Genomic DNA, 18,321 nt, shown 5'->3' with positions numbered 1-18,321 from the left:
CGACGCTCGGCGACGGGCTCGCCGCCACTCGCGCTGTAAGAGGGCACGTTCGAGCCCCTGCGGCAGCTCAGCCCTACGCCTGTAGCTTTCAGCCCCCGCCTGGCGGACCGCGTGCGCGAGCTGGTTCCCGGCGACGTGACCGTGGCGGCCGACCTCCACGGCACGGAAGCCGCCGGGGCCGCGCTTGCCCTCGGAGTCTCGGCCGAGCGGAGCTCCGTCATCGCGGCGCCCACCCCGCCCGCGGGCGTGCGCGCGACCGGCGCCGCCAACGCGCGCCCGGACGGCCCGGTCACCGGAAAGATCACCGTGCCCCCGAAGCGGATCTCAGCCGAGGTGGGCGCCGTACAGCGTGGTGAGTGCTTGCCAGTGCCGGGCTTCGGCGGCGGGGTCGTGCGTGGGGTTGTCCGCCACGGCGAAACCGTGCTCCGCCGGGTAGAACTCGACCGTGTGCTCGACGCCCGCCTTGGTGAGGGCGCTCTCCAGCAACTCCGCCTGCTCCGGCGTGAAATGCCTGTCGTCCTTGGCGCCCGCGACGTAAACCGCGGCCGTGATCCTGTCCGCGGCCAGGTGCGGGCTCGACTGGTCGTCGGCGACGGCCAGGCCGCCTCCGTGGAACGACGCGGCTGCGGCGATCTTGCCGCCCAGCCCGGTCGCCGCGACGAACGACATCCGGCCGCCGAGGCAGTACCCGGTGGTGCCGATCGCGGAACCGGTCACCTCGGGCCGCGCGAGCAGAAAGTCCGCGTAGGCGTGGCCATCGGCGACGATCACGTCATTCGTGAGCGGTGCGGCGAGGGTGCCCAGCCGGGCCCGCTCCTCGGGGACGGTGAAGATCTCGGCGACGTCGAACGGGGCCCAATCGCCCGCGCGGTAATAGATATCCGGCACCAGAGCGACATAACCCATGCTCGCGAGCCGGTCGCCCATCACGCGGATGACTTCGCGGGCACCGCCCGCGTCGGGATAGAGGAGCACGCCGGGCCAGGGCCCGTCGCCTTCGGGGAGATGGAGTGTTCCGTTGCTGTGACCTTCGGGAGCGGGGATTCGCACGTCCAGGCGCATACTCCGAAACTAGCGCCGATCCCCCGACGCGAACTGCCCGGGGCCATTCCGGCCCCGGGCAGCTGTTCCCGTGTTACTTGTCGTACCCGAGCCACACGTCGTGCGTGGCTTCGCCGGAAGTCAGCAAAAGCTGGCTGCTCGCCGGTGGGTAACCACTCGCGACGACGGTGTACTCGCCTTCGGGCAGATCACTGACCACGTAGTGACCTTCGGCGTCGGTCGTGGTCACCGCCGCGACTTCCCCGGCCGGGTCCAGCACCGCGATCCGGGCGTCGGGGATCACCCGCTCACCGCCCGCACGCGCCGTCCCGGTCAGCACGATCGCCGGGGCCAGCTCGACATCGTGCGTGAGCACGCCGCTGTCCGGAACGGTCAGCATCGTGGCCGCGGGCCGCCTCCGTGCCGCGCTGGCGACCAGGGTGTAGGTACCGGCGCTGATCCCGGTGAAGACGTAGCCGCCTTCGCCGGTGGTGACCGACGCGCCGGCGACCTCACCGCGCGAGTCGGTCAGAGTCACCGTCGCACCGGCCAGCGGCGTGCCGCCCGCGTCGCGAACGAAGCCCGAAAGCTCGCTCGAACCGGCCAGCGTCACGTCCAGCCAAGCCGGAGTCCGGCCGACGACCACGTTGGCCGCCTGCGGCTGGTACCCCGTCGCCGAGACGATCAGCACGTACGTCCCCGGCCCTGGAGTGCCGATGGTGTAACCGTTTCCGTCCGCCGTGGCCCGCGCGACCTGACGGCCCCGCTGGTCGATCAGCGTGAGCGCCGCGCCCGGCACCGGTGAACCGCCCTGCCCACGCACCGACCCGGTGACGGGCTGGCCGGTGGCGTCCACCGGGCTGCCCATTTCCGTTGCCGCGAGGGCCAAAGGCGCTGTCCGCGCCGCGGGTTCGTACACCCCGTGTCCGTTGGTGTCCACCAGCGCGTGCCGTCCGGCCGCCACCAGCTCGCGCTCGGGTTCGGCCTGAGCGACCGCCGGATTCGTCTTCTGTGGCAACGGTTCCGGAGCCTGCGGCTCGGCCTTGCTGTCCTTGAGCGGGATCTCCTTCAGGAACAGCAGCACGAGGAACGCCAGCAGCGCGACCCCGGCGGCGACCCAGAACACGACCGACATCGAGTTGGTGAACCCGTCCAGCACCGGGATCTTCACCGCGTCCGGGAGGCTCTGGATCCCGCTGGTGTTGGTCGAGAGCCCGCTGCTCGAGACGCCCGCGGGCAGGTGCCCGCCGAACGCCGCGGTCAGCTTGCCCGGCAGCGCGTTGAACAGGATGGTCAGGAAGACCGCGACACCGAGCGTGCCGCCCAGCTGCCGGAAGAACGTCGCCGACGCCGTCGAGACGCCCATGTCCTTGCGCGGCCCCGCGTTCTGCACCGCGATGGTCAGGGTCTGCATGCACAGGCCGAGACCGAGGCCGACGATGAGCGAGAACCCCATCGGCTCCCACAACGCGCTGTCGTACTTCAGCAACGTGGCGAGCAGCAGCATGCCGACCGTGACCAGCGCGGTCCCGAGCACCGGCAGGAACTTGTAGCGGCCGGTGCGCGCCGTGACCTGGCCCGAGATCAGCGAACCCGACATGATGCCCAGCACCAGCGGCAGCATCAGCAGCCCCGACTGCGTGGCGCTGTAGCCGCCGACGACCTGGTAGTACTGCGGGATCATCGTGAGGCCACCGAACATCGCGACACCGACGATGATGCCGCCGAGGATCGCGACGCTGAACGTCGCGTTCTTGAACAGCCGCAACGGAATCAGCGCGTCGTCCTTCATCTTGTGCTCGATGAAGAGGAACAACGCCACACCGACCACGGAAATCGCGTAGCAGATCAGCGAACCTGTCGAGCCCCAGCCCCACGTGCGGCCCTGCTCGGCCACCAGCAGCAGCGGCACCACCGCGACCACCAGCCCGAGACCACCGAACCAGTCCACGCGCGCCTTGCGCGGCGTGTGCGGGACGTTGAGCACCTTCGCCACGACGAACAGCGCGATGATGCCGATCGGGACGTTGATCAGGAAGACCCAGCGCCACCCGGCGATACCCGCGATCAGGTCCTGCCCCGAGAGCAGGCCGCCCAGCACCGGGCCCAGCACCGTCGAGGTGCCGAACACGGCCATGAAGTAGCCCTGGTAACGCGAACGCTCACGCGGCGGCACGATGTCGCCGATGATCGTCAGCGCCAGCGACATCAGGCCACCGGCACCGAGACCCTGGAAGGCGCGGAACACCGCGAGCATCGTCATCGACGTCGAGAACGTGCACGCGAACGACCCGACCACGAAGATCGAGATCGCGATGAGGAAGAACGGCTTGCGGCCGTAGATGTCGGAAAGCTTGCCGTACAGCGGCGTCGCGATCGTCGACGTGATCAGGTACGCCGTCGTCGCCCACGCCTGCATGTCGAAACCGTTGAGGTCGTTGGCGATCCGGACGATCGCGGTACTCACGATCGTCTGGTCCAGCGCCGCGAGGAACATGCCGAGGATCAGCCCCGACAGGATCGTCAGGATCTGCCGGTAACTCAGCCGCGGTCCTTCCTCCGCCTCGACCCGGATTGCGCTCGTCATGAGCCCGCCCTTTCACCCTGTGCCGACGTCGCGTCGGCGAACTGTGGAATCAATCCCTCGATGCCGGTGGTGAGCCGGCCCAGCAACGCGGCCAGGACCTCGCGGTCCTCCTGCGACCACCCGGCCAGCGCCCCGGCCAGCCATTTGTTGCGCCGCTTGCGGTTCTCCTCGAAGACCCGCAACCCCTCGAGCGTGGGGACCAGCAGGTAGGCCCTGCCGTCCTCCGGATCGGCCCGGCGCTCGGCAAGGCCGTGCCGCACCAGCGCGCTGCCCTGCCTGCTGACCGTGGAGATCTCCGAGTGCAGCGCGTCGGCGATCTTGCTGATGCGCTGCGGGCCCTCGTGGATCAGGTGGAGCAGGATCGCGTAGGCGGCCTGCTCGATCCCGCCCGGACCCGCCGCAACGACCTGCGGCCTGCTCTTGGCGACCAGGCCCACCAACCGGATCAGCTGGACGCCGAGCTCGTCCGCGACGTCAAGTTCGGCCGCGGAGAACACCCCTTCCGGTGCCACAGGCGTCATGTCGATCATCACCTTCGTCTTATTTGGCAGCTGCAACTAGTTGCTTCAAGCAAGTATGCACCCACTCCGTTGCTTGCGGCAACCAAATAACTGCGGGTGTGGGGCAGACCACTGCCGCTACTTTCCGTAGCGCTGGAGACGAAGGGTTCGCGGGCTGGAAACGACAGAAGCGCGTCGAAGAATTCGACGCGCTTCTGGGGACCGCTACGGGCGAGAGCTCAGCCTTGCGACTTGAGCTCCGGGAACTGGTCGTCGCGGTATTCGCCGGTGGTTTCCCGGCCCGTGGCCACGTGCTCTTCCCTGCTGCGCAGGTCGACGCGGCGGATCTTGCCGGAGATCGTCTTCGGCAGCTCGTAGAACTCGATGCGCCGCACCCGCTGGTACGGCGCGAGCTTCTCGCGGGCGTGGCGCAGGATCTCGAACGCCGTTTCCCGCCCGGGCTCGTACCCCGGGGCGAGCGCGATGTAGGCCTTGGGGACGGCCAGCCGCAGCTCGTCCGGGGCCGGCACGACCGCCGCCTCGGCGACGGCGGGGTGCTCGATCAGCACGCTCTCCAGCTCGAACGGGGAGATCTTGTAGTCCGAAGCCTTGAACACGTCGTCGGTGCGGCCGACGTAGAAGATGTAGCCGTCCTCGTCGCGGGAAGCGACGTCACCGGTGTGGTAGTAGCCGCCCGCCATGGCCTCGGCGTTGCGCTCGGGATCGCCCTGGTAGCCGGTCATCAGGCTCATCGGGCGCCGCGAAAGATCCACGCAGATCTCCCCTTCCGGCGCCTCCTTCCCGGTCACCGGGTCGACCAGCACGATCGGCACCCCGGGCAGCGGCAGCCCCATCGATCCCGGTTTCACCGGCATGCCCGGCACGTTGCCCACCGCGAGCGGCAGCTCGGTCTGCCCGTAGCCGTCCCGGATCGTCAGCCCCCACGCCGCGCGGACCTGGTCCATCACCTCGGGGTTGAGCGGCTCGCCCGCGGACAGCAGCTGCCGCAGCTCGCCGGGGCCGCCGGAGAGGTCGGCCTTGATCAGCATGCGCCACACGGTCGGCGGGGCGCAGAAGGTGTTGACCCCGGCGCGGCGGATCTGCCCGAGCAGCGCCGCGGCGTCGAACCGGGAGTAGTTGTAGACGAAGATCGTCGCCTCGGCGATCCACGGCGCGAAGAAACAGCTCCAGGCGTGCTTCGCCCAGCCGGGCGAGGAGATGTTGAGGTGCACGTCGCCGGGTTTCGCGGCCACCCAGAACGACGTCGCGAGGTGGCCCACCGGATACGAGACCTGGGTGTGCTCGACGAGCTTGGGCAGGCTCGTGGTGCCGGAGGTGAAGTACAGCAGCTGCGGGTCCGACGGCGCCGTCCCCGGGTGCTCGGCTGGCGGGACTTCCCGGTCGTACGCCTCGTTCACGGGGACCCAGCCCGGCGTCGCGGCACCGACCACGAACCGGGTGTACGCGCCGGGGACGTCGTCGAATTTGGCCGTGTCGGCCGCGTTCACCACGACGTGCGCTGCCCCGCCGCGGCCGATGCGGTCGTTGAGCTCGGCGGGCCCGAGCGCGGTCGTGGTCGGCAGGATCACCGCGCCCAGCTTCATCACCGCGAGCATGCAGTCCCACAGCTCGACCTGGTTGTTGAGCATGAGCAGCACCTTGTCGCCACGGCCGACGCCGTGCGCCGAGAGGTGCGCCGCGACCTGGTCGGACCGGCGGGCCATCTCGTCGAAGGAGTAGCGGGCCTCGGACCCGTCCTCCTCGACGATCCACAGCGCCGTCCGCTCCACGCCGCGGGCGATCGCGTCGAACCAGTCGACCGCCCAGTTGAAGCGTTCGCCGAGGTCGGGCCAGCGGAACTCCGCTACTGCCTTACCGTAGTCCTGCGAGAGGTCCTGCAGGAGGTCGCGGGCCTGGCGGTAGACGTCGGTGGTGGTTGCCATCGTTCACTCCGTCGAAGGGTCGGTGGTGCTGCCTCTGCGCTGGGGCGTGCAGGACCACTCCGGGGGTTCGCCCCTCAAGACTCGCAGGGGCTCCAGCGGCGCGAATACCCCCGTAAAGGGGTAGACAGGACGCGCGTGGCGCGAGAGGAGGGTTCATGGACGACGACGCTTCGCCCGCGCGGGCCACCGAGCGGCTGATCGGGCTGCGCCTGCGCCAGTTCCAGCGGGTCACCGGCCTGCCCACCGTGTTCGGCGGCGCCACCGCCGGGAGGTCCCAGAGCCACGAGCTACGCATCGCCCACCAGCGTGGCACGATCGGGGATTCGCTGCTCGACCTCCGGGTCGCCAGCGGCCGCGGGCTCGGCGGCTGGGCGCTGGCCTCGGGCAGGCTCCGCACGGTGTCGGACTACGCCTCGACTCCCGCGATCACCCATGACTTCGACGAAATCGTGGTCCGGCAAGAACGACTCTCGGCGATCGTGGCGCTGCCGATCAAGGTCGGCGGTGCGGTCGGCGGCATCATCTACGGCGCCGTCCGCGGCGGCCACCGCATCGGCCGCACCATCCTCGACCACGCCGCCGCCTTCGGGGCCACCCTGGAACGGGAACTGGCCGAACTCCCCGCGCCGGAACCGGCCCTCCCCCACACCCAGGCCGCCGTCGGGGAGCTCGCCGAGCTGGCCCGCACGACCGGTGACGAAACCCTGCGACGCCGCCTCGAACATCTGATCAGCGATCTGCGCGGGATCACCGAGCTCCGGCGTCCCGGCACGGAAGTCCCGCCCCTCGCGCCGCGCGAGCGGGAAGTGCTCGAGCTGATCGCCGTCGGCATGACGAACGCCGACGCGGCGCACACGCTCGGCCTGAGCACCGAGACCGTGCGCGCGTACCTCCGCAGCGCCATGCGCAAGCTCGGCGTCGGCAACCGCACGGCCGCCGTGCACGCGGCCCGGCGGCTCGGGTTGCTTTGAGGTCAGTTTCCGGCGACGCCGCCCGGCGCACTGATCTCGGTGCCCGCCCGCGGTCCGGGCGGCGGGGTCCGGCGATTCGAGACCACGTAACCGATGCCGATCGCGATCGCCAGCGGCGGCGTGATGTAGAGGGCGATCCGGGTGTCCTCGTCGAACCCCAGCAGCACCACGACCATCGCCAGAAAAGCCAGCACGAGGTAGTTCGACCACGGTGACCACGGCATCCGGAACCGGCCTCCGGGGATCGCGCCGGCGGCGACCTTGCGCCGGTAGCCGAGGTGCGCGAGCACGATCATCGCCCAGGTGAAGATCGCGCCCACGGTGCTGGCGCTGGTGATGTAGGTGAAGGCCTCCTCGGGCACGAAGAAGTTCAGCGCCACCCCGATCAGCATCGCCACGAACGTCACCCCGATCGCCCTCGCCGGCACCGCGCGCGCACTCAGCCGCCCGATCGTGCCCGGGGCCTGGCCGTTCTCCGCGAGTGTCCGCAGCATCCGGCTCGTGGAGTAGATCCCGCTGTTGCAAGAGGACAGTGCCGCCGTGGTCACCACGAAGTTCACCACGCCCGCCGCGGCCGGGATGCCGATCAGCGTGAACGCCTGCACGAACGGGCTGCCGTCAGCGGAGAACTGGTCCCACGACACGAGCGCGCACAGGGCGAGCAGCGCGCCGACGTAGAAGATCAGGATCCGCCACATGACGGAGTTGATCGCGCGCGGCAGGACTTTCCGCGGCTCGGCGCTCTCACTGGCCGTCTGCCCGACGAGCTCCACGCCCACGAAGGCGAACATGACGATCTGGAAGGCCAGCATCGCGGCACCGGCGCCGTTCGGGAACAGCCCGCCGTGCGACCAGATGTTGCTCAGCGAAGCGCTTTCCCCGATGTCGCTGAACCCGAACGCCAGTATCGCGATCGCCAGCACGATCAGCGCGAGGATCGCGACCACCTTGATCAGCGCGAACCAGAACTCCAGCTCCCCGAACGCCTTCACCGCGACCAGGTTGACGGCGCTGAGCACGAGCAGCGCGCCCAGCGCGGGAATCCACTGTGGAACGCCCGGGAACCAGTACTGGAAGTACTCGCCGACGGCCGTGATCTCGGCCATCCCGGTCACGATCCACACCAGCCAGTACGCCCAGCCCGTGGCGAACCGCGCCCAGCGCCCGACGAACTCGCCCGCGTACTCCGCGAACGAACCGCTGACCGGCCGGTACATCAGCATCTCGCCCAGCGCGCGCATCACCAGGAAGATCACCACGCCGGCGATCGCGTAGATCAGGATCAGCCCGGGCCCGACCTGGTGCAGCGCCTTCCCGGAGCCGAGGAACAGCCCGACCCCGATCGCCCCGCCGATCGCGATCATGGTGATGTGCCGGGTACCCAGGCCTTTCCGGTACTCCACGGCCGCTCGCTGGCCCACGCCGAAACCCCTCCTCATCGCCGACACCTCGCCCAGACTGTAGGAAAGGGTCAATCAGGGCAGGACGGCAGGTACCTCCCGTGCGCCTGTCAAACCCGAGATGATCACATCCGCGCCGGGCGGGTGTACGCCGGGCCGGTGTCCGGTACCGGGCACCGCCCCTCAGCTCGATGTTCCTGTCCGCACAGGGAGAGCCCGTACCTTCGGCGCCGTGCGCGAGGACACGGACTAACCCGGGTTCAGCTGCGAAGATTTTTCGCTTCAGACTTGTTAGGCAAGCCTTCCCTAAGGTTTAATCTGCCCCCATGGGCGAAGAGAGAACGCTGACGCTGGACCGCGTCCGGGCCGACGTGCTCGGGATTCTGCAGGCCGGCACCGACGAGGTGGGCGACGAAGACGATCTGGTCGAAGCGGGCCTGGACTCCATCCGCGTGATGCACCTGCTGGAGCGGTGGCGCACCGAGGGCGTCTCGATCAACTTCGTGCAGCTCGCCATGGAACCCACCATCCGCGGCTGGCACAAACTGCTCAACGACAAGTCACTGGGGGACGAAAATGCCGGATGAACCCGGGCAGGCCGACGTCGTGGTCGTCGGCGGCGGGCCGGGCGGGTCCACCACGGCCTCGCTCGTCGCCATGGCGGGCCATCGCGTCACGTTGCTGGAGAAGGAAAAACTGCCGCGGTACCAGATCGGGGAATCGCTGCTGCCCGCCACGATCCACGGCGTCTGCCGGATGCTCGGGGTGACCGAGGAGATCGAGAAGGCGGGCTTCACCGTCAAACGCGGCGGGAGTTTCCGCTGGGGCACCAATCCCCGGCCGTGGAACTTCCTGTTCGCCCTCTCACCACGGCTTTCCGCCCAGAACTCCACGGCCTACCAGGTCGAGCGGATGAAGTTCGACGAGATCCTGGTGCGCAACGCGCAGCGGCTCGGCGTCGACGTCCGGGAAGAGTGCTCAGTGCGCGAGGCGATCGTCACCGACGGGCGCGTGACGGGCGTGCGGTATGTCGACGAATCCGGTACCGAGCGGACCATCGAAGCGAAGTACGTGGTGGACGCGTCCGGCAACAGCAGCCGCCTGCACTCCCACGCGAGCGGCAAGCGGATCCACTCCGACTTCTTCCGCAATCTCGCCCTGTTCGGCTACTTCGAAGGCGGAAAGCGCTTACCGGGGCCGGACGCGGGCAACATCCTGTGCGCGGCCTTCGACGAGGGCTGGCTCTGGTACATCCCGCTCTCGGACACGCTGACCAGCGTCGGCGCCGTCGTGCACCGCGACCAGGCCGACAAAGTCCGTGGCACGCAGGAGGAACGGGAAAAGTCGCTGCACGGGTTCATCGACCGCTGCGAGATCGTGCGGGACATGCTCACCGACGCGACCAGGGTGAAAACCGGGACCTACGGCGAAATCCGGGTGCGCAAGGACTACTCCTACACCAGCGAATCCTTCACCGGCCCCGGAATGGTCCTCGTCGGCGACGCCGCCTGCTTCATCGACCCGGTGTTCTCCACCGGCGTGCACCTGGCCACCTACGCCGGGCTGCTGGCCGCGCGTTCGATCAACACCGTGCTGGCCGGAGAACTCGGGGAAGACCAGGCGTTCGCCGAGTTCGAAGCCCGCTACCGGCGCGAGTTCGGCGTGTTCTACGAGTTCCTCAGCTCCTTCTACGACATGCAGTCCAATGAGGACTCTTACTTCTGGAAGGCGCGCAAGGTCACCAACTTCACCGAAGGCGACGTCGAGGCGTTCGTCACGCTCGTCGGCGGCGTCGCTTCCGGCGAGGAGGCGCTGACCGACGGAGACGCCGTGCGGCAACGGTTCCGCGAGTCCAGCAAGAACCTGGTCGACGCCGTCGACCGCACCGGGACCATGCAGACCGAAAGCGGCGAGAAGATGTTCGAGCTGTTCGGGACACGCGTGGTCAGCGACGTGATGCAGGGGATGAACGAGGTGCAGAGCCGCGGCGCGTACGGCGTGCACACCAAGGAAAACCCCGTCCGCCCCGGCGGGCTCGTCCCGACTGCCGACGGCCTGCGCTGGAACGCGATCGGCTGAACGGGGTGGACGCCGAAACGGCCGCGCGACTCGTCGCGGGCCTGCTCGTCATCGTCCTCGTGGCCCGGCTGCTCGGCTTTCTCGCGAAGAAGGCCGGGCAGCCGCCGGTGGTCGGCGAAATCCTCGGCGGGATCCTGCTGGGGCCCACGCTGTTCCACGGCGCGGTCACCAGCGCCCTGTTCCCCACGACGGTGCGCCCCGGGCTCACGCTGCTGGCGAACATCGGGGTGTGCGTGTTCATGTTCCTGGTGGGGCTGAGGTACGACCACGGGCGGCTGGCCGGCACCGCGAAGACGGCGGCCACGGTGGCGCTCAGCGCGGTCGCGCTGCCGTTCGCGGGTGGGGCGGCGCTGGCGTGGTACCTGTTCGCGAGCCACCCCGCGCCGAACCGGCTCGGGTTCGTGCTGTTCATGGGCACCGCGATGTCGGTGACGGCTTTCCCCGTGCTGGCAAGGATCCTGGCTGACAAGGGGCTCATCGACACGCCGGTCGGCGGGATCGCGCTCGCCATCGCGGCGGTGGACGACGTGCTCGCGTGGTCGCTGCTGGCCGTCGTGGTGGCGCTGGTCCAGGTCACGTCCGGCTGGCAGGTGCTGCTGATCGTGCCGTTCGCGGTGGTCATGCTGTGGGTGGTCCGCCCGCTCCTGGCGCGGGCCGCCCCTGCTGACGGGCGACGCGGCGGGCCCGCGGTTTCGGCAGTGGTGTTCCTCGCGCTCGCGGCGGGCCTGTTCGTGTCCGCGGAAGTGACCGACCTGCTCGGGTTGCACGCGTTCTTCGGGGCTTTCCTGTTCGGCGTGGTGATGCCGAAGGGCGGGGCGGCCACGCTGCGGGAGCGGGTGCTGCCGTGGGTCGAGCGGGTGTCGTCGGTCCTGCTCCTGCCGGTGTTCTTCATGGTGGCCGGGCTCGGCGTCGATCTGTCCACTATGGATGGCCAGCTGCTCGGTGAGCTGGGGCTCGTGCTGGTGGTCGCGGTCGGCGGCAAGTTCGGCGGCGCGTACCTCGGCGCGCGGGCGAGCGGCATCCGGCCGCGCCACGCCACCGTGCTGGCCGCGCTCGTCAACACGCGGGGTCTGACCGAGCTGATCGCACTGACGGTGGGCCTACGGCTGGGCATGCTCGACGGGAGCCTGTACTCGCTGATGGTGGTGATGGCACTGGTGACCACCGCGATGACCGGGATCGTGCTGCGCTTCGTGTACCCGCACTGGCGCGTACAGCGCGACCACGACGCCGATCTGGGCTCCGGCCTCGGTGACGTCAGGAAGCGAACAGGGTGACCTCGACCCGGGACCCCACCGGCACGGAGACGAAACGTTCCTGTGCCGTGAGGTAGTCGCGATAGCCGGGCGCCTCGGCGTTGTCGGCGACGATGACCGCCGCATCGGCGAGTTCCGGTTCGAGCATGGCCAGCACCTCGACGTAGAGGCCGCCCGGGCCGTCGAGGAAGAGGAGGTCGATGGGCTCGGGCCAGCGCCGGCGAAGCGTGCGCCTGGCATCACCCTCGAGGATCTCGACCTGGGGACCGAGCAATGTCAAGAGGTGGAGCAATCGGCTCGGCAAGACCGAGTGCTACGCGCCCCCTCGCCGAAACCGGTCCGGTGCCCGGGTCGAGATCCCAGACGCCTCGGGCATTGTGCCCAGATGCGCTTCCTGGCAGCCAAGGCGAATTCGGGCGATCCGGGACAAAAACCGCCGCGCGAGCAGAGAAAGCCGCCCCGCCCACAAGGTTTCCCGGTGCGCCCGCCGGGCAGCGAGCCTGGGGCCCGCCTGTGAGTTACGACGTCTCAGATTTCCCTTATACCGCACACAACCCGTACACAGCTTGCGCGCCGAGGATCGTCCGGGCTTACTACGGATGATCACGAGAGGAACGGGCATGACCCAGTTCGGGACCGGGGAACCACAGCAGCGCGCGGCGGATCGCCGTGACTTCATGCGCAAGGTGTTCTTCGCCAGTGGTGCCGCGGCCGTCGCCACCATGACAGGGGGCGGGATCGCCTCGGCGGCCGATACCCCGCCCCAGGGCGGCAACGGCGGCGGCGGTGGCGTCCAGAACCAGACGATCACCGAGGACTTCTTCGGCCTGACCACCGACGGCAACCGCATCGACGACCTCTTCACGGTCCACTCCGACCACGTCGACACGGCCCCGGTCATCGCCGCCGCGCAGGCGTTCCTCACGGGACTCGGCGACACCCTCAAGGCCAAAACGCAGTACACCATCCACTCCACGGAATGGCGCCTGTGGAGCAACCTCGACCCCGGCGGCTTCCCCCGCCAGGGCGTCTCCTTCGCCGACCTCACCACCGACCAGCAGAACCTCGGCTCGGCGATGCTCCAGTCCGCGCTCAGCGCCGACGGGCTGCAGACCACCGAAAACATCCGCCGCATCAACAAAGCCGCCGGCACGCTCGTCGGCAACAGCGCGGTGTTCAACGACGAGCTGTACTACTTCACCGTCATGGGCACCCCCTCGGCCACCGAGCCGTGGGGCTTCCAGTTCGACGGCCACCACCTGGTGATCAACTATTTCGTGCTCGGCGGCCAGGTCGTGATGAGCCCGTGCTTCTGGGGCACCGAACCCACCTCGATGCAGATCGACGGCGACACCGTCACCGCCTGCGAGGAGGAGGTGGCCGCGAGCCTCGCCTTCATCCAGTCCCTCAGCGCGGCCCAGCAGAAGACCGCGATCATCTCCGCCACCAAGGCCGACGAGGACATGAAGGCGGGCGCCTTCGCCGACAACGCCGTGGAAGCGTATGCCGGCATCCGCGCCACCGCGCTGAATCCCGCGCAGCAGCAGAAACTGTTCGCCGTCGCGGAGGTGTTCGTCAACCGCGGCAAGGCCGACGTCGCCAAGGTCCGGATGAACGAGATCCGCGCCCACCTCACCGACACCTACGCCGCGTGGATCGGCGGGACCGGCGCGACGGATCCCTTCTACCTGCGCATCCACAGCCCCGTCCTCTGGCTCGAGGTGGACTGCCAGGCCGCCGGACCACTCGGCGGCGCCTACGGCAAGACCCGCGCGGACGGCCCCACTCAGCAGCACATCCATTCCGTCATCCGCACGCCCAACGGCAACGACTACGGCCGCGAACTGCTGCGCCAGCACTACCTCACCTCCCCGCACCACCAGTGACGCGCTCGCGTGGGTGCGCCGGCACGACGCACCCACGCGACGGCTACTGCTGCGTCCAGAGGCTGGTGAACCGGGCCGCGTAGCCGGGATACGCGGACCATCCCTTCGCCGGATCGAAGGTGATGTCGCCACTGGCAAGGAACTGCATCACCGGCAGCCCCGCGGTTTCGGCGCTGTCGAGCTGCTGCCCGGTGATCTCGCGTGCCGCGATGTCCAGCAGCGTCCACGACGCGATCGCCGAATCCTGGGCCAGGCCGGCGGTCTGGGCACCGTCCTTGATCATCCGCAGGTTGTCCGCCGACGGGTCGTAGCCGACGATCGAGACCTTCAGACCGGCCTGCGCGAGCGCGGCGGGCAGGTCCGCCGTGGCCACGTGGTTGACCGGAAGCACCACCACACTCGTCCCGGGGTGGGCCTTCAGATCCGCCACGATGTCCGCCGTCGCCTTGCCCGGCCCCATGTCGGCGGCGGGCAGGTCCACCGTGCGGGTCGTGCAGCCGGTACAGACCGCGGCGGCCTCGCTGGTGAACGTGCCGACGATGGGCGCGGTGAACCCGAGCGCCGACATGTCGTAGACGGCGATCCCGGTGGAGGCGGCGCAGGTGGCCGTCGAACCGGGCACGCACGAGACCTTCGCCTCGACGTAGTCCGCCATCAGCTTGCCCAGCAGCTGCAGCCACTGCTCGCCTTCTTGCGGGGCAACGATTCCGTAGTCCGCGGCGTCGTTGACACCCGTGGTCACGATCGGGATCTTCTGCTGCTGCAGCGCTTTCGCCTGACTCGCCCACTGCGACACCTCCAGCCCCGCCACGATGACCGCGTCGGGTTTGCTGTCCACAATGGAGTCGAATGCCGACGAGATCGCCCCGGCATCCGCGTTGGCCGGGAGCGCCACCTGGGTCAGTGACACACCCATCGCCTGGGCCGCCGCCTGCAGCTGCGTGTAGATCCCGGCGCAGAACGGCGTACCGCACTGCACGAACGTGATCTTGGCACCCTTCGGCACGGTCTTCAATGCCGTGGTGACGGGGAATTCCGTGGGCTGGCCGACATAAGGTTGAATGCCCTCCGACGCCTTCGCCATGTTGATCGCTGCGGTCTGGCTCGCCTGGGTGGCGTCCGGGTCGCCGCCGACGACGGGTTTGAAGGCGACGGTTCGCAGGAAGTCCCGCAACATCTCGCTCCACACGTTCCAGGCGTGCCCGCCGTTCACGAACTCGGGGGTGACGCCGACGCCCGCCGCCTGGAGGTTCGCCACCTCGGTGCGGGGCGCGGGATACGACGGATGCTCGGCCGACGGGATCGGCTCCTGCCAGCCGCCGCCGACCATGATGCCCGCCTTCCGCAGCTCGGCCTGCTTCGCTTCGGCCTCCGCGACGGTGGGCACGGCGGCGGCCGGGCTCATGATCCCGTAGTACCCGAACACGCTGGTCTCGTTGAACATCAACGAGTTCGCGACGCAGCCGCCCTGCGACAGCCCGGCGAGCGCCCGCCCGGAAGCCGAGTTCGCGACGTCGTAGTGCGCCTGCACGTAGGGGATCACGTTGGCCGTCATGTCCTGCGCGAACTGTGTCAGCCACGCGGAGGGCTGGGTGACGCAGACGTCCGGCGGCTGGATCGACGCGGTCTTGTACCCGTCGAAGTCGGGCATCACGACGACCGCCGGTTCCATGAGCCCGTCGAGGATCAGGTTGTCCATGATGTTCTTGAGATCCCCGGCGGAGGTCCATTGCGCGTCATAGAACTCACGGCCGTGGATGAGATACACGGTCGGATAGGGCGTTGAGCGATGCGGGTCGTAGCCCGGGGGCAGATAGACCGCCAGCGGGCGTTTCGGGTCGGCACCGGCGGGCAGCAGCGCCGGATCGGACTGGTAGCTGACGGCCGTGAGCGTGCCGCCGTTCTTGACGGGCGCGAGCCAGGACGCGTCCTCGGTGCGGAAGTTCGCGTCCGAGGGGACGGAGACGTAACTTCCCTTGAGCGAGCCGGCACCGGCGACGTCGGCGGGCAGCTGCCACGCCGGGTTGGCCGGATCGGGCACCTGGGCGCACCCGGCGGCGTGCGGATCGTCGCTGCCGCAATCGACGTAGAAGCCGTAGCCGTAGTAACCGCTGGGCATCGGGGTGGTGTACTCCCACATCCCGCTGTTCCCGATTTCCTTCATGTCCGCGGTCGGCCAGGTCGATGTCGGCCCGCCGTCGGGGTAGCCGAGCTGGTAGTACCCGGGTTTCCACTGGGCCGGGAGCACCTGGTCGCCCGGTTTTCCGTTCGGGGGCTCGAAATACCACTGGCCCGAGATCTGGACCCGGGTGGCGTCGGGGTCGTAGTACCGGAAGGTGACGGTGTAGCCCGTGGGCGCGGTGCCCGTGTGCGTCACCGCGGGCCCAGCCTGCGGCCTGTTCTGGTTGGGGGAACCGGCGAAAGCGGGTGCCCCTGCTGCGCTCATCGAGAGCACAAGAGCTGCGACAGCACTGGCGCACGCCACTCGCCTTCGGAGGTTTCTCACTGGCCTGCCACGACCTTTCCGTGAAGGGGATTACGGGCGGGTTCCCCGGCGGCACCGGGGAACCCGCGGGCACGTGCTCGTCAGGCGGGGTAGACGCGGTCGAGGATCTCGTCCACGACGGAGTTGAACCGGTCGGGGTTCTCCCAGTAGTCGGAGTGCGGGGCACCCTCGACCAGCTGGACGTTGGCTTCCGGCAGCAGCTCCCGCAGCCGCGCGTACGCCGGCGGGTACACCATCACGTCGGCGCCGCCTTCGAGGATCGTGACGTGCATTCCCGCCTCGATCGCTTCGCGGAGCTCTTGCACCGCAACGGATCCGATGAGGGCGTTCTTCATCCGGATCGGGCGGCCCGGCCCGGTTTCGTTGAAGCTGCCGAGCTGGAAGAACAGGCCGACCTTCTCCGGCTGCTTCTCGCGGAACTCCTTGGTGAGCAGGAAGTCCGCGACCGACAGATGCGAGACGGCCTGCCGCCCGATCTTGTTGAGCTCGGAGATCTCGTCCCCGATCGGGCCGAGCGTGCTGGTCACGATGACGCCCGCCACCCGGGAGGGGTGCGTGGTGGCGTACTTGAGCAGCCCGTAGCCGCCGAGCGACTGGCTGACCATGAACGCCCGCTCGACGCCCGCGTCGTCGAGCACCGCTTCGATCGCCGCCGGGTGCAGCGCGGTGTCGTAGACCCCGTTGTTCACTTTGGACAGTCCGAACCCTGGCAGGTCCAGCGTGAGCACCCGGTACTTCGCGCTGAAATGCGGGATCTGCTGCCACCACGCCGCGTGGTTTCCGCCGCCGCCGTGCAGCAGCACCAGCGCGGGACCTTCGCCGTGGGACTCGTAGTAGACGTCGAACTCGTCGGTGTGCACGTTGACCATGCCGGGCCTACCAGGTCCGGTCCGCGTGGTGGGTGATCTCGACGTGGTGGCCGTCGGGATCGTGCAGGGTCGTGGTGCGCGAGTTGTTCTGCGGCCTGCTGTAGGGCTCGTCGTAGTGCACGCCGAGCGCGTCCAGGTGCGCCAGGAACGCGTCGAAGTCCTCGACCTCGATGGCGAAGTGGTAGTGCGTCTTGGGGTCGATGTGCTCGACCGGGCTGAAGTGCAGGTCGAAGTTGCCGTGCGTCATCAGCAGGGCCTGGATCTTCGGCGCGTTCGCCGAACCGGACCGGCCCTTCGGGATGATCCGGCTCATCCCGAAGACCTCGGTGTACCACTTCTCGGTCTTCGCCGGATCGGTGATCGGGAAGTTGACGTGGTGGATGGTGTGCGCGAGCTTGACCGGAGCAGTCATCAGCCCAGTCCTTTCTTGATCTGTCATGACATATCGTTACAGTGGCGGGAGCGCGCGCCGGGAAGAGCTACGGACGGGCCTGGTTGATCGGCCCGCTACCGCCGAACCCGTTGACGGAGTCGACGTCGATGACGAGCGCGACACCCCGGCGTTCCTTGTCCCGCCCGCGCTCCACTTCCGGGATGCCGGCGTAGACGGCGTCGTTGGCCGAGGGGTCCACCCTGGCCCGGCCCTTGATCAGGAGCCGGCGCGGCGAGGTCGCCGGGTCGGGACCCTGTTCCGGGTCGTAGTAAAGCAAAGCCAGCCGCGGGTTGGCGGCGACGTACGCGGCCAGGCCCTCGTCCTGTTTGCGCACCCAGATCGCGAGCTGGTCCGGCGAATGGACGTACGTGCTGCCCCGGAAGGACACCGCCGGGTTCCCGTCGGCGTCGACGGCGCTCACGACGAAGGGGCGGCCTCGGTCCATCGCGCTGTCGATCGCGGCGGCGAGAACCCCGGTCAGATCGATCTTGTCTGTCATTGACCTCTCCTTTAACGATATATCGAAGCTATATCGCTGTTTTTTCGAGTGTCAAGGACCCGCCCGGCGCCGCGGGAGCCCATTCGTGCAACCAATGGATGCACGGATGGTCATGGCCGATCACTTGCTCCGGCTTTACGTTCGAAGCCGGTCCCGCGGCGGAAGCAGAGCCTTGACAGTGCGCCGGGCCGGTCTTAGCGTGACCCACACCACGATAGATCACGATAGTTCGCGATAGGTCACGATAGCGTCGTGGACGGCGGCCCCGCAAGCCGCGCCGCACCGGCCCGGCGCCCGGAAAGCTTTGCTGCTCAAGGGAAACTTCTCGACCGCACCTGGTAAGGCGGCGTA

At 68.8% G+C, this 18,321-nt stretch carries 15 protein-coding genes; 5 read left to right on the top strand and 10 right to left on the bottom strand.

Features of this window, described 5'->3' with window-relative positions; all coding sequences use genetic code 11:
- Nucleotides 1–324 precede the first annotated feature (324 nt).
- From FPZ12_RS21315 to FPZ12_RS21300, 4 genes are all read right to left on the bottom strand, one after another.
- Nucleotides 325–1,062: a dienelactone hydrolase family protein gene (locus tag FPZ12_RS21315; RefSeq protein WP_144749201.1), complete on the bottom strand. Its 738-nt coding sequence runs from the start codon at nucleotides 1,060–1,062 to the stop codon at nucleotides 325–327.
- 73 nt (nucleotides 1,063–1,135) lie between these two features.
- Nucleotides 1,136–3,628 carry an MFS transporter gene (locus FPZ12_RS21310; RefSeq protein ID WP_144749200.1) on the bottom strand — a complete coding sequence of 831 codons (2,493 nt, stop codon included), beginning with the start codon at nucleotides 3,626–3,628 and terminating at the stop codon, nucleotides 1,136–1,138.
- Complete coding sequence (locus FPZ12_RS21305) at nucleotides 3,625–4,149, bottom strand: MarR family winged helix-turn-helix transcriptional regulator (RefSeq protein ID WP_144749199.1); 525 nt, start codon at nucleotides 4,147–4,149, stop codon at nucleotides 3,625–3,627. Before FPZ12_RS21305 ends, FPZ12_RS21310 begins: the two co-directional genes overlap by 4 nt.
- Before the next feature lie 218 nt (nucleotides 4,150–4,367).
- Nucleotides 4,368–6,071 (bottom strand): AMP-binding protein, encoded by a 1,704-nt coding sequence (locus tag FPZ12_RS21300; protein WP_144749198.1) that lies wholly within the window; start codon nucleotides 6,069–6,071, stop codon nucleotides 4,368–4,370.
- A 155-nt stretch (nucleotides 6,072–6,226) separates the two neighbouring features.
- On the opposite strand from FPZ12_RS21300, the gene FPZ12_RS21295 reads away from it, so the two are divergent.
- A complete protein-coding gene (locus tag FPZ12_RS21295; protein ID WP_144749197.1) occupies nucleotides 6,227–7,042 on the top strand; it encodes a response regulator transcription factor in 816 nt (271 codons plus the stop codon).
- A gap of 2 nt (nucleotides 7,043–7,044) precedes the next feature.
- Here FPZ12_RS21295 and FPZ12_RS21290 read toward each other — a convergent pair whose 3' ends face one another.
- Nucleotides 7,045–8,481, bottom strand: coding sequence for an amino acid permease (locus tag FPZ12_RS21290; protein ID WP_144749196.1), 1,437 nt, complete (start codon nucleotides 8,479–8,481; stop codon nucleotides 7,045–7,047).
- Between the two features lie 287 nt (nucleotides 8,482–8,768).
- On the opposite strand from FPZ12_RS21290, the gene FPZ12_RS21285 reads away from it, so the two are divergent.
- From FPZ12_RS21285 to FPZ12_RS21275, 3 genes are read left to right on the top strand one after another with little or no spacing between them, the layout of a single operon-like run.
- Nucleotides 8,769–9,029: a phosphopantetheine-binding protein gene (locus FPZ12_RS21285; protein WP_144749195.1), complete on the top strand. Its 261-nt coding sequence runs from the start codon at nucleotides 8,769–8,771 to the stop codon at nucleotides 9,027–9,029.
- Entirely contained in the window at nucleotides 9,019–10,521 is a 1,503-nt protein-coding gene (locus FPZ12_RS21280) for a tryptophan 7-halogenase (protein ID WP_144749194.1), read from the top strand. Before FPZ12_RS21285 ends, FPZ12_RS21280 begins: the two co-directional genes overlap by 11 nt.
- Nucleotides 10,522–10,526: 5 nt before the next feature.
- Entirely contained in the window at nucleotides 10,527–11,798 is a 1,272-nt protein-coding gene (locus tag FPZ12_RS21275) for a cation:proton antiporter domain-containing protein (protein ID WP_144749193.1), read from the top strand.
- Here FPZ12_RS21275 and FPZ12_RS21270 read toward each other — a convergent pair.
- Nucleotides 11,779–12,057, bottom strand: coding sequence for an O-methyltransferase (locus FPZ12_RS21270; RefSeq protein WP_208025940.1), 279 nt, complete (start codon nucleotides 12,055–12,057; stop codon nucleotides 11,779–11,781). The genes FPZ12_RS21275 and FPZ12_RS21270 overlap by 20 nt on opposite strands.
- Nucleotides 12,058–12,397: 340 nt before the next feature.
- Between FPZ12_RS21270 and FPZ12_RS21265 the strand changes: the two genes are divergently transcribed.
- Entirely contained in the window at nucleotides 12,398–13,663 is a 1,266-nt protein-coding gene (locus tag FPZ12_RS21265; RefSeq protein ID WP_144749192.1) for a DUF3500 domain-containing protein, read from the top strand.
- Nucleotides 13,664–13,706: 43 nt separating this feature from the next.
- Here the strand turns inward: FPZ12_RS21265 and FPZ12_RS21260 are convergent, their stop codons facing one another.
- From FPZ12_RS21260 to FPZ12_RS21245, 4 genes are all read right to left on the bottom strand, one after another.
- Complete coding sequence (locus FPZ12_RS21260) at nucleotides 13,707–16,109, bottom strand: alpha/beta hydrolase-fold protein (protein ID WP_144749191.1); 2,403 nt, start codon at nucleotides 16,107–16,109, stop codon at nucleotides 13,707–13,709.
- Between the two features lie 140 nt (nucleotides 16,110–16,249).
- Complete coding sequence (locus tag FPZ12_RS21255) at nucleotides 16,250–17,038, bottom strand: alpha/beta fold hydrolase (protein ID WP_144749190.1); 789 nt, start codon at nucleotides 17,036–17,038, stop codon at nucleotides 16,250–16,252.
- A gap of 7 nt (nucleotides 17,039–17,045) precedes the next feature.
- A complete protein-coding gene (locus tag FPZ12_RS21250; RefSeq protein WP_144749189.1) occupies nucleotides 17,046–17,450 on the bottom strand; it encodes a VOC family protein in 405 nt (134 codons plus the stop codon).
- Between the two features lie 67 nt (nucleotides 17,451–17,517).
- Nucleotides 17,518–17,970: a pyridoxamine 5'-phosphate oxidase family protein gene (locus tag FPZ12_RS21245; protein ID WP_144749188.1), complete on the bottom strand. Its 453-nt coding sequence runs from the start codon at nucleotides 17,968–17,970 to the stop codon at nucleotides 17,518–17,520.
- Nucleotides 17,971–18,321 lie beyond the last annotated feature (351 nt).

The organism is Amycolatopsis acidicola (genome assembly GCF_007713735.2).
In the GTDB taxonomy this organism is placed as follows: Bacteria; Actinomycetota; Actinomycetes; order Mycobacteriales; family Pseudonocardiaceae; genus Amycolatopsis_E; species Amycolatopsis_E acidicola.
This window is presented reverse-complemented; position numbering and strand designations above follow the sequence as displayed.